A 586-nucleotide genomic window follows, 5' to 3' on the forward strand; every position below is an offset into this window, starting at 1 on the left:
CTTGAATTCTTTTTTTATTCAACGCTCGAGTGAGTTGTTGGATAATATGGAAACGATCAATGACAATTGATGCATTGGGCAATACTTCTTTAATGACATAAGGATAAGCGGTATTCATATCCATGACCACATATTTGACACGATTCCGACTTTCCAAACTAAAACGTAGAAAAAAGTCTTTAATTACGAAATTTCTGCGATCGTCTAAAATATCAATAATTTTCCCAGATTGTCCATCACTTAAAATAAAGCACATTTTCCCGTTACAATCGCTCGGCCCTTTGAATTCATCAATGAGCAGACATTCTGGTAGTTGCATATGGTAAGGATTTAGCTCATAAGAGTAAGACTTTAAGATTCGTTCAACTGATTTAGGCGAGACAAAATAGCGCTGGGCGATATCCGTCATTGCACATTTTTGTTTCAAATCATGTAGGATGGCGAATTTCAATGCGTTTGAAAGATAGCAACGTTCATCAACGATGTTTGTCGTAGCGGAAAACGTTTGTCCGCACGCTTTACAACGATAACGTTGCTTGTATAAACGCAGGTAGGTCGGCACATTTTGATAAGGAATCATTTGAAT

1 protein-coding gene is annotated in these 586 nt (G+C 37.2%); it reads right to left on the reverse strand.

Annotated elements, in window-relative coordinates:
• Positions 1–586: transposase (locus ACTQZM_RS11985; RefSeq protein WP_441653893.1), on the reverse strand; the 586-nt coding region annotated here is incomplete at both ends.

This window comes from Enterococcus cecorum (genome assembly GCF_052119425.1).
Classification (GTDB): domain Bacteria; phylum Bacillota; class Bacilli; order Lactobacillales; family Enterococcaceae; genus Enterococcus_E; species Enterococcus_E cecorum_C.